Origin of the sequence: Desulfosporosinus orientis DSM 765, from assembly GCF_000235605.1 — a bacterium.
Classification (GTDB): Bacteria; Bacillota; Desulfitobacteriia; order Desulfitobacteriales; family Desulfitobacteriaceae; genus Desulfosporosinus; species Desulfosporosinus orientis.
This window is the reverse complement of sequence record NC_016584.1, coordinates 4,854,382-4,865,626: the sequence shown is the minus strand read 5'-3', so window position 1 is coordinate 4,865,626 and position 11,245 is coordinate 4,854,382. Positions and strand designations below refer to the sequence as shown.

Genomic DNA, 11,245 nt, shown 5'->3' with positions numbered 1-11,245 from the left:
CCTTAGTTGTTGACTAAGGTTATGGTTTCAATGCTAAGCAAAGAAGAGATTCTCAGTTTATAAAACTGAGAATCTCTTTATACTACCTCTGAAAAATGTATATCTTAAAATGCCCCAAAACATTCAAAAAGACCGTTGACCTGAAAGCCAGGGCAGCTTCGTCCACAGGAGTGAACTCATTGCATGGAGAGGCGGTAAAGCTTACAAAGCCGGCGCGGGGAAGCGGAGCCATGGTTCACCTCAGGTATTACCCGGAGGTTTGGTGAAGCTCCCGCACCGGCGAGTAGGCGAGCTTCGGAATGCTGAGTAAGCGGATGTGGCGAAACTGCCCGACCCCAGGAGTACTCACATTGTCATCATCTGATGGTACTGCAGTAGCGGCATGGGGAATTATCAGCTAAGCTAATCGCACAAGGATACTAAGGAGAAAAGGAGATGTCCTGTCATGGGGAACAAACAATCTCTGGGAAAATCCGGCGAAGAATTAGCTGCAAATACAATTCAAGAATCAGGACTAGTCATAATCCAACAAAATTATCGTTGTCCTAAAGGAGAAATGGATATAATTGCTCTGGATGGTGAAGTTCTGGTGTTTATAGAAGTACGCACCCGCAGGTCAGCCTATCGAGGTTGGGGAGAAGAGAGCATCACCTTTAAAAAAGCCCAGCGCTTACAGTCTATTGCCTCCTTTTATTTGCTGCAAAAAAGATATACTAGTTGGCCGAGCTTAAGATTTGATGTGATTGCCATTCGCTGGCTGGAGGATAAGTCTGAAGTTCATTGGTATAAAGGGGCTTTGCAATACTAAGATTTATATCATAGTTTAGTCACAAAATATTCAAAAATGAATGATAGACTTAATAATGATATAATCTAAGCTATAATTAAAGGAACTGATGGAAGTTCTATTTAATCGGCCACCAAAGGGGAGTTTGTAAATTGGACCCGATTTTAATTGTTGATGACGAAGAAAAAATCAGAAGTTTAGTACGCTTATATCTCGAACGAGAAGGCTTCACAGTTGAGGAAGCAGAGGATGGACGTGTGGCCTTAGAAAAATTTCGGGCAGGTCAGTTTTCCTTATTGATTATTGATCTGATGATGCCGGATATTGATGGCTGGCGTGTCTGTCGTGAAGTCCGGGAGAGTTCATCCCTGCCCATCATTATGCTCACTGCTCGGGGGGAAGAGTTTGACCGTGTTCTGGGGCTTGAGCTGGGGGCGGATGATTATCTGGTTAAGCCCTTTAGTACGAAGGAACTTGTTGCGCGAGTCAAGGCTCTCTTACGCCGTTCCAGAGGGCAGCTTCAATCAGTTTCTTCGGAAATCACGGCAGGCTTGCTCTGTATTGACAAAGAACGGCACCGGGTAAGTATTGGCGATGAGGTTATCAATTTGACCCCTCTTGAATTTGATTTATTATATTTCCTAGCTAAAAATCGAGGGCGAGTGTTTTCAAGAGAACAACTGATGGAAACAGTGTGGGGTTATGATTTCTATGGGGATGCCCGTACAGTGGATACCCATGTTAAAAAACTGAGAGAGAAGCTCAATCATCCCAGCGTCAAAGGGATGTTGGTCACCGTCTGGGGTGTGGGTTACAAATTTGACTCTGATCAGGTACACTCTAAATGATTAGGAGAAAGCATCATCCCTGGTCAATTTCCATGAAATTATGGCTTGCTATAACCCTGCTGATTCTCGTTGTTCTCGGGGGGTTGGGTTTTACCCTTACTTGGCTGTTTGGTGATTTTTATCTGCAGCAAAAATTAAATTCTCTTCGTTCAGAAGCTACGGAAATATCGGCACAGTTGGCATCTGTACCCAACTGGAGTGCTCGTCTTGCCTTACTTGAATCTCTTAAGTTAACTTCCGGAACTCAACTGGTGCTTCTTGACACCCAGGGAAATCTAGTCGTTATGGCGGGCTCAATTAATCCCCAGGGGACCCAGGGCAGTATTGAGTGGTATCCCAAGAGTCTAATCGGAGGTGCCCTTAATGGCTGGTCCGGAGATCTGCGCCCAACGGATTTTTTTACCCAAGGTAATCTAGAGCAAGTCTTGTCCGGTCAGACCATCTCTATTAAAGCCCTGCCCATCAATGGCGGTGCACAAGCTATGCTGCTTGCGGCTACTCCAGTGGGCTCAAATCCAGTTAAAGGGGTTGTTTTGCTGGGTAGTTCTCCTATTCCCTTACAAGAAAGCATTGCCACCTTTCGCCGCTTAATCCTGTATGCTTCCTTAATTGCCGTTTTTCTGGCTACAGTGGTCAGCCTTATTTTTGCCCAGCATGTTACCCGTCCCCTGGGCTTAATGCAGCGTGGCGCTACTCGTATGGCCAAAGGCGATTTTTTGCCTATTCAAGGAGTTACCAGCAAGGATGAAATTGGTGAGTTGGCAGAGTCTTTGAATTCAATGGGGGAAAGCTTGAAGAATCATATGGCTTGGCTTTCCCAAGAGAAGAATTTACTCCAGGGAATTGTGGAAAGTATCAGTGATGCAGTGATCATGCTGAGCATAGATGGTTCGATTCTGTATGCCAATGACTCTGCAAAAGCCTTGTGGCAGGAAAATGAAGCAGAGGTGGAGGAAAGAAAGACTCAAATAGTTTCCATTCTCCAGGCTATGGCTGAAAAGGGAAATCAGGAAGATTTAGTAACCCTGGATATTCAAGTGTTGCAGATTGTTATGGCTCCTATGGCGGAAAATGAAGGTATACGCGGGCATGTTGCCGTATTGCGGGATGTGACGGCTTCCCTGCGGGCGGAAAAGTCCCGGCGTGAGTTCTTGGCCAGTGTCACTCATGAGCTTAGGACCCCGCTGCATTTAATCCAAGGATATTTGGAAGCTATTGAAGATGGAGTTATACCAATAGATCAACATGAAGAATATATTGACTTAGTTATAGAAGAATCCAAACGCTTAGCCCGCTTGGTCCAAAATCTGCAGGAAATTAACTGGCTCGAACGCGGACAAGTCATCCAACCTATTGAGATCGACTTAGAAGACTTTCTCCAGGATATCGACCAACGTTTTCAAGGCAGGGCCCAAGAGCTGGGGGTTAATTTGGAAATTTGCCAGGGGTCCGGGCAATTGGTTGCAGACCCGGATCAACTTTTACAAGTCTTTATTAATCTTTTAGATAATGCTTTGCGGCATACGCCGCCGGGCAAAACGGTGCGAGTATGCATGAAGGAAGAGCCTAACGAAATCTGCTTGGTAATCCAAGATGAAGGGGAAGGAATCCCCAAAGAGGCCCTGCCCTACATCTTTGATCGTTTCTTTAGAGTTAATAAGGCCAGGAGTCGTAAAGATGGAGGTATGGGCTTAGGGCTGGCCATTGTGCGTCAAATTGTCGAGGCTCACGGCGGTAACGTCCGTGTGGAAAGCGATATGGGCAAAGGAACCACTTTTCTGATATTCCTTCCTAAATAAATTAGTTTGGCTCATTTGCTGGTTAAGAACCTAGCTAAGTCCCTTGAGTGCAGGGGTATAAGAAGTTACATCGATACAGTTAATAAAACAGGGAGCGACAGCTGTTAGTTGTGCTCCCTGTTTCTTTCTATCTTTCCGAAGAACTCAGCACTCTTGTATTTTTCTTTCCGAAGAACTCAGCACTCTTGTATTTTTCGTGAGTTTCCGGGTCCGTTGCTGCTATCTTTGTCCCGGAAAAATCCTCCTCTTGGGGAGGAATATTCAGAATCAAAGCGAACTGTTACTCCTAAGGAGGAGATTCACTTGTTCGCTGCAGTCTATGGAATGACAGTCCTGGGCTTACAAGCTCACTTAATCCGTGTCGAAGTTGATGTGTCCAATGGCTTGCCCAGCTTCGAAATTGTCGGGCTTCCCAATACGGCGGTCAGAGAGGCGAGAGATCGGGTGCGATCGGCCATTCGCAATTCGGGCTATCAGTTCCCCTTGCAGCGGGTCACAGTGAACTTAGCCCCTGCGGATTTGCGTAAAGAAGGATCAGGCCTGGACATGCCCATTGCCATCGGGATACTGGCGGCAACCCATCAATGCACTTCAGCCGCTTTGGCCGACTATGTGTTTTCCGGTGAACTTTCCTTAGAAGGGAGCCTCAGGCCCGTGCCCGGTGTACTCACCATGGCTATGGCCTTAAATAAAGAAGAAGCAAAGAAAGTCAGCCTGGTAGTCCCTCCGGAAAATCTGGCTGAAGCACACTTAGTCACTGAATTAGAGAGCCATAGCGCCGCCACCCTGGCCCAGGCAGTCAAGGCTTTGGAGACAAAAAGCTTTGAGGATGAAATCCTGGTTAAGGTTCCTCATCCTGAACTAATTAATAAAGTTAAGGTGGATTGGGCTGATGTTCACGGTCAGTATCTTGCAAAACGGGCACTGGAAATAGCTGCCGCAGGCGGGCATAATGTGATGTTAGTCGGTCCGCCGGGGTCAGGCAAAACTTTGCTGGCGAAAGCCTTTTCCGGGATACTACCTCCTTTAAATGAGAAGGAGAGCATTGAGGTCACCCAGCTTTACAGTGTTTGCGGCTTATTGAACTGCCATGGCTCCTTAGTTCCAGACCGGCCCTTTCGCGGCCCTCATCACACCATCACTAAAGTAGGGATGATCGGCGGGGGCAGAAATCTGCGTCCCGGCGAATTAAGCTTTGCCAACCGGGGAGTATTGTTTTTAGATGAATTGCCGGAGTTTGCACGGGAAGTTTTAGAATGTCTCCGCCAGCCTTTGGAAGACCGGGAATTAAAGATCACCAGGCAGGCGGGCAGTATTACTTACCCGGCTCATGTCAGTGTCGTGGCCAGCATGAATCCCTGCCCTTGTGGTTATTACGGTGATCAGGGCAGAGTCTGCCAGTGTACGCCCCTGCAGATTCAGAACTATCTGGGCAGAATTTCCGGCCCTTTATTGGATCGTTTCGATATACAGGTTGAAGTTCCCCGGTTAAATTATGATGACTTAAAGAACAAGGGGGATAACGAGGTTTCAAGTGTCGTTAGGGAGAGAGTGACGGCTGCCCGGCAAAGGCAATGGGCGAGGCTGGGACCGGAGAAAACCAATGCGGAGATGACAGCTAAAGAAAGCAAGGAATACGGGAAATTATCGGCAAAAGGGGAAGCACTGCTGCAATCGGTTTATAATACTCAACATCTTAGTGCTCGTGCCCACGATCGGATTCTTAGAGTAGCTCGTACCATTGCTGACCTTGAAGGTTCTGCAGAAATTCTTCCTGAGTATTTAGCTGAGGCCATTCAGTTTCGGGCCTTAGATAAGTGTTATCAACTTTAGAAGTACTAGGGAATGAGGTGTGTTTTTTATGAAGACAGAAATGATGAGGATCGTGTTTACAGGAATAATCGCGCTGATGTTAGGGACTGCCGGTATAGGGCCAGCAGGAACGACAGATACTTATCAGCCGGGAACAGTGTTTGTTCCTAAAGGTATAACATTAGAAAAAAATACTTATGTTTATGACAGTAAAAAAGCTGATCTTAATAGTGACGGGATAGAGGATGATGTGGTGCTGTATGGAGTGAAAGAATATGAAGACAGTCCTTTCGTCGGGAATATTGGAATTGCCGTAAAGAACGGTCAAACAAGGGAGTTTTCCGCAGCTTCGATTGGAGAACTCAACGTTGGCTATGAGCCCCAGATCTATATAGGCAGTTTCACGAAACCTTTATCTCAGGATATCTTGGTTTCCCTGGCAACGGGAGGCAGCGGCGGGGTGTATCAGTATAGTCTGCTGGTTTATCAGGATGATCAAGTCAAGGGGATTGTCACCCAAAAGGATTTAAATCAAGGCTTAGAGCTTGAGACCCAATGTCTTCCGGGATATAAGCTAAGTGTTATTGATAAGAGCACTAATTTTAGAACTACAGTCGATCTCGGGCAAGGTTCGGTAAATTACGAAGAGATGGGCATTTACAATAAAGAGGGTGAATTATTAAAAAATCCTATGGTCCTTGTCGATGGTTATGGAGTCTTAAAGCCGGAGGATGAGGATAACGACGGTATACTTGAACTTCAAGGTATACAAAGAATTTCTGTTGGGTTCCATGCTAATACGGTGGCCTACGCTGAATCCACATGGAAAATAAGCAATAATAAGATGAAGTTAATCAGTGAGAGGATCAAAGATAAATTAGATTGATCTGAAAGAGAGAGCACTAGCATCTGGAAATGCTAGTGCTTTTTTAACGCTTTTTAGTCAGCTTTGATATAGAAATTACAAAGTGTGATATAAAAGAAAAAAAATGTCAAAGGATAGAGGGAATTTGAAACATGTGTTGAAAGTAATACACAAGGCAAACTGATAATTAATTCAAAAAAATAGAATTCGTAAAGAATACCATGAATTGACAGGATTTTCGGTTGAGTAAAAAAGAAAGGGATGATTATTGTGGGAGAAAAATGTATAGGTAATTTTATGATGGAAAATACCATGTTCGATGATTGGAAGAACGAAATCCCCTTTAGTACAACTAACCTTTCTAAACCAAGTTTAGCGTTAATCCAAGTCAATGAAAGTTCGGTTCTTAACGGAAGGGTATCCTCAGGAAAAAATATTACTTGTAAAGAAGACTGCAGAGTGTATCCAAATTCACTAAATCAAGGCTGTATCAAGTTTGAGGGAGCAAGAAGACGTTATATTCTAAAAAAATATTGCCTGCTTTTTGAAAATTCACCGGATATTTTTTTATTAATTGATTTGCAGGGAAACATCCTTGAAGGGAATAAAGCAGCCTTAGCAGCCTATGGTTTCACTCGAGAAGAGCTGAATACCATGAAAGTCCGAGATCTTAGAACAGCAGAAACCAGAGGTTTAATCAAGCAACAAATACATGAAGCCTATCACAACGGAATCGTCTTCGAAACGGAACATGTCCGAAAGAACGGAGAGCGCTTTCCTGTCGAAGTACGATCCTTTCGCTTTGAAACCATATTATTAAGTTGTGTTCAGGACATATCCCGGCGCAGGCAAGGGGAGGCTGAGGCATTAAAGAATGAAAGTATTAAGGTTATCGGCAAGGTAGCGGCCGGTCTCGCTCACGAAATTAGAAATACAATTTCCGGTGTGCATGGGTTTCTCCAACTTGCGGAGGATGGTGTGATTAGCCCGGAACAATTTTTGGAAAATGCCGGTTTTATGCTTGAAGAACTGAACCATGCCAATTTTGTTATCAGTGAATTGATATTAACGGATCCTAATAGATGTATGAATTTGGAAATTAAAAATTTAAATCAAATAATAATTGGGATGTCACCAGCTCTGCAAACCATAGCCATGGCCCAGGGAAAAACATTAGATATCCATCTGGAAGAGCTTCCGGAGATACTTTTAGATGAGTTTGAAATACAAAAGTTGATCAGAAACCTCATCAACAATGCTTTGGAGTCCCTTGATAAAGGAGGCCAGGTCTCTATCAGGACTTGCAGGGATGTTAATGCTCTGTCGCTTATAATCAGAGATAATGGATCAGGCATTAATACAGATATTATTAATCAGTTGGGAACCCCTTTTTTAACAACGAAAAAAAATAGGATTGGCTTAGGACTCGTAATTTGCCAAAGTATCGTTATTCGCCATAATGCAGACATAACTATCGAAAGCAACCCTTTGGGAACGAATATCCGAGTCAGATTTAACATACCGCCGGCCGCAGAGCAACACAGAAAGCCAGGTCTTTTGCAAAGAGAAGATTATGATTGACCATGGTTATGAGATTAGAGGTAAGGTGAAGAGGATGAGCAGAAAGTTGATCGATGATAACCCAAAAAGAACGTATTCCTTTGAGGAACTTTTTGATTTGGAGGAAATGCAAACGCTACAGGATTTATTTTCTGCTGCGACGGGTGTGGCTTCAATGATTACTCAGCCTGATGGAACGCCGATCACTAAGCCAAGTGGGTTCTGCAGTTTGTGCACTGAAATTAGGAAAACCGAAATCGGGCGCAAGAATTGTCTGATTTCAGATTCAATCATTGGCGGTCCCAACAAAAAGGGGCCCAATATTCAGCGCTGCATGAGCGGGGGGTTTCTTGACGGGGGAGCAAGTATTATCGTTGCAGGAGAGCACATCGCCAATTGGCTGGTAGGGCAAGTCCTGGACGAAGACTATAGAAGGGATGAATTCCAGTATGCCGACTTAATTGGTATGGACCCGGAAGTTTATCAACGGGAATTAATGAAGGCTAAAAGGATGACTCGTGAACAATTTGAAAATATCTGTAATTACCTGTACTTTAAGGTACAACAACTTGCAAAGAACGCTTTACGAAATAATTTGTTAAAGGAAAAAGTTGATGAAAAAATTCTTAAGGAAATAGAAATCATCAATTTGAATAAAGACCTTGAACAGAGAATTAAGGTAAGGACTATCCAACTGGAAGAGACCAATGCAGAACTTGAAGAAATCAACGCCATCCTCGAAGAAGAGATTGTCAAACGTCAAAAGGCCGAAGAAGAAGTAAAAGTGCTTAATGAAGAATTAGAAAGTAAGGTTATTGAACGAACCATTCAGCTTCAGGACCTGAACAGTATCTTGGAAGAAGAGATAATTGAAAGGATCCGGGCCGAAAATGAATTAAGTAAGGAAAGAGTCTTTACAGATGCCTTATTTAATAGTGCCCATGGGATGATTTATCTCTATGACGATAATAGCAAATTAGTAAGGTGGAATAAAAAACACGAGGAAATGACGGGCTATAGCGCTGAGGAATTGGCGCAAATGAATTTGCTGGACTGGTATAAAGGGGATGAAGCAAGCCAAAAAGCCGTTTTAGAAGGGATTGCAATGGTTGATAAGACGGGTTACGGCAACGCTGAAGCTGATCTCCAGAAGAAGGACGGTACAAAAATTCCTATGCTGTTCACAGCCAGTAAAGTCATAATTGATGATAAACCATATTTTGCGGGCATAGGTGTGGATATAACCGAATTAAAAAAACTCCACGAACGGCTTCACAAATATCAGGTTTTGGCTGAAAACGCTAAAGACGCCATGCTTTTCAGTGACCAAAAAGGGCATATTCTTGAAGCCAACAATGCTGCTGTTGAGATCTATGGCTATACTTATGATGAACTCTTGTCAATGACAATCTTTGACTTGCGAAAGTGCAGTGAAACATCTGTGATTGCAGAGCAAATGAATTTGGCTGATACGGAAGGAGCTCTTTTTGATACAGTTCATTATCTGAAAGATGGGACCCCCATCAATGTGGAAGTTAGTTCCCAAGGAACTACTTTGGGGGAAAGACGAGTTCTCTTAAGCATTATTAGAGATATCACGGATCGCAAAATGAGAGAGGATGAAAATCGTTTTTTGAGCTATCACGATCCTTTGACAGAGCTCTATAATAGAAGGTTTTATGAAGAAGAAATTAAACGCTTGGATAGCGAACAAAATATTCCCATCTCGATTATTATTGGAGATGTCAATGGTCTGAAGATTATCAATGATGCCTTTGGCCACGATGTCGGGGATCAACTTTTGCAAGAAGCAGCAAAAGCAATACAAAGTGCTTGCCGAAAAGATGACATTGTTGCTCGCTGGGGGGGAGACGAATTTCTTATTCTGCTGCCCAAGACGACTTCAGAGGAAGCAGAAAAAGTTGTAACCCAAATTCGAGAAAACTATGGAAGTGTACTGATTAATGCCATTCGCATGAGCATATCCTTTGGCTGGGATACCAAGAGGGTCCCCGGTGAGAGTATCTTAAAGGTTTTAAAAAGTGCTGAGGATATCATGTACAAGCATAAAGTCATTGAAAATGAAGGAATGAGGGGCAATGCAGTAAAGACAATTATTAACACATTACACGAAAAAAACCCTAGAGAGGAACAACACTCCAAACGAGTAAGTCAAATTTGTCAGGATATAGGAAGGGCGATAGGTTTCTCTGAAATTGAAATTAGCCGACTCAGACTTGTTGGCTTACTTCATGATATCGGAAAAATTGCTATTGCCGAAGATATTCTCAACAAGCCTGGAAAGCTTACCGACAGTGAGTGGGAAGATTTAAAGAAGCATCCCGAGATAGGGTACAGAATTTTGAACTCGTCCTATGAAATGGTGGAATTGGCCGACTGTATCTTAGCTCATCATGAACGATGGGATGGCAAAGGCTATCCTAAAGGTATCAAAGGAGAAGCTATTCCATTAATATCAAGGATTATTGCTCTGGCCGACAGCTATGATGCTATGATCAGTGAGCGTCCTTACCGGGTTTCTTTGACAGAAGAACAAGCTATGGAGGAAATCAGGAGGAATTCCGGTACTCAGTTCGATCCTAGTATTGCCGGATTATTTATACAAAAGCTCTCAGAGAAACGGCATTCTTAAATTGAAAAAGCTAACCAAAGTAAAGACCGATTCTTTGGATAGCTTTTTTTGCTATTGGGGACAATGTCAGTATTGGCTGGCTAAACAACTAAAAATCAACGGAGAGGTGATAGCATGTCTTTAATTCCCAGGGAGCCTTATCGTATGTTTGAACCCTTCTGGAACGAAATGGACAGGCTTATGAGGCCTGAAAGGGAAACTGCTTCAGATAGGTGGTATCGGGTGGATATCGAAGAAACCCAGAATAAGGTTCTGGTTACGGCAGAAATACCGGGTATCGAAAAGGCTGAGGATTTAAGCATTACGTTAGATGAAAATAGATTATTAATCCAGGGAGAAATCAGGAAGACCACCTTTGATGAGGAAGAATGGGTTTCCCATCACTCTGAGCGTTATTGTGGCAAATTTTCTCGAGCCTTAACACTGCCGGCAATGGTTAAAACTGATGGAGCCCAGGCAAGTTACAAAAACGGTCTCTTAAAACTTAGCTTTTTAAAAGACCCTCATCCGGCTGCTCGTCGAATAGATGTAGATTTCCACTAATTTATTTTTATTTAGGAAACCAATAACAGGGGCTGTGGGAAAACTATACAAGTTTTCGAACAGCCCCTTCAAAGATTTTTTTGAAAAATATGGCTTATTTAATAGGTCTTATTGTTTCCTGGCAGATTTCGTTCGGCCATTTCAATAGCTCGTTTTACCATATTACCACAGTCTCTTGAAGAAACTCCTCCAAATCCTTCTTTATGAAGGGTTCCTGCAAAACCTAATTCTTGAGAAATCTGTTCTTTTAAGGCATCAGACATAATGCTGCTCCGTTTTCTTGACATAAGGAACCTCCTTTACAAGAGTTTCTTTCAGCACAACTATGATGAAAGTGTTATTAGTATAGCTATTTTTACAGAACAGTATGTAAAGTGT

Annotated in this window: 11 protein-coding genes; 9 read left to right on the top strand and 2 right to left on the bottom strand. The window is 43.2% G+C overall.

The window, feature by feature from the left end; translation table 11 throughout:
- The first annotated feature begins 95 nt into the window (after positions 1-95).
- The 4 genes from DESOR_RS29510 to DESOR_RS22405 all read left to right on the top strand — a co-directional run bounded on the left by DESOR_RS29510 (position 96) and on the right by DESOR_RS22405 (position 3,434).
- Positions 96-266: a hypothetical protein gene (locus tag DESOR_RS29510; protein ID WP_158309065.1), complete on the top strand. Its 171-nt coding sequence runs from the start codon at positions 96-98 to the stop codon at positions 264-266.
- A gap of 179 nt (positions 267-445) precedes the next feature.
- Positions 446-808, top strand: a complete 363-nt coding sequence (locus DESOR_RS22415; RefSeq protein ID WP_014186881.1) for a YraN family protein — start codon at positions 446-448, stop codon at positions 806-808.
- Positions 809-939: 131 nt separating this feature from the next.
- Positions 940-1,635 (top strand): response regulator transcription factor, encoded by a 696-nt coding sequence (locus DESOR_RS22410; RefSeq protein ID WP_014186880.1) that lies wholly within the window; start codon positions 940-942, stop codon positions 1,633-1,635.
- Positions 1,632-3,434, top strand: coding sequence for a HAMP domain-containing sensor histidine kinase (locus DESOR_RS22405; RefSeq protein ID WP_014186879.1), 1,803 nt, complete (start codon positions 1,632-1,634; stop codon positions 3,432-3,434). The genes DESOR_RS22410 and DESOR_RS22405 overlap by 4 nt, the downstream gene beginning before the upstream one ends.
- 127 nt (positions 3,435-3,561) lie before the next feature.
- On the opposite strand, the gene DESOR_RS29505 is transcribed toward DESOR_RS22405, so the two are convergent.
- Positions 3,562-3,705, bottom strand: coding sequence for a hypothetical protein (locus DESOR_RS29505; RefSeq protein ID WP_158309064.1), 144 nt, complete (start codon positions 3,703-3,705; stop codon positions 3,562-3,564).
- Between the two features lie 32 nt (positions 3,706-3,737).
- On the opposite strand from DESOR_RS29505, the gene DESOR_RS22400 reads away from it, so the two are divergent.
- The 5 genes from DESOR_RS22400 to DESOR_RS22380 all read left to right on the top strand — a co-directional run bounded on the left by DESOR_RS22400 (position 3,738) and on the right by DESOR_RS22380 (position 10,867).
- Positions 3,738-5,267 carry a YifB family Mg chelatase-like AAA ATPase gene (locus tag DESOR_RS22400; protein ID WP_014186878.1) on the top strand — a complete coding sequence of 510 codons (1,530 nt, stop codon included), beginning with the start codon at positions 3,738-3,740 and terminating at the stop codon, positions 5,265-5,267.
- A 40-nt stretch (positions 5,268-5,307) separates the two neighbouring features.
- Entirely contained in the window at positions 5,308-6,132 is an 825-nt protein-coding gene (locus tag DESOR_RS22395; protein ID WP_158309063.1) for a hypothetical protein, read from the top strand.
- Between the two features lie 276 nt (positions 6,133-6,408).
- A complete protein-coding gene (locus tag DESOR_RS22390; protein WP_242832389.1) occupies positions 6,409-7,692 on the top strand; it encodes a two-component system sensor histidine kinase NtrB in 1,284 nt (427 codons plus the stop codon).
- Positions 7,693-7,726: 34 nt separating this feature from the next.
- Positions 7,727-10,324, top strand: coding sequence for a PocR ligand-binding domain-containing protein (locus DESOR_RS22385; protein ID WP_042332649.1), 2,598 nt, complete (start codon positions 7,727-7,729; stop codon positions 10,322-10,324).
- Between the two features lie 114 nt (positions 10,325-10,438).
- On the top strand, positions 10,439-10,867 hold the full coding sequence (locus DESOR_RS22380) for an Hsp20/alpha crystallin family protein (RefSeq protein ID WP_014186874.1): 429 nt from the start codon (positions 10,439-10,441) through the stop codon (positions 10,865-10,867).
- A gap of 98 nt (positions 10,868-10,965) precedes the next feature.
- On the opposite strand, the gene DESOR_RS22375 is transcribed toward DESOR_RS22380, so the two are convergent.
- Positions 10,966-11,154 (bottom strand): small, acid-soluble spore protein, alpha/beta type, encoded by a 189-nt coding sequence (locus tag DESOR_RS22375; RefSeq protein WP_014186873.1) that lies wholly within the window; start codon positions 11,152-11,154, stop codon positions 10,966-10,968.
- Positions 11,155-11,245: the final 91 nt, after the last annotated feature.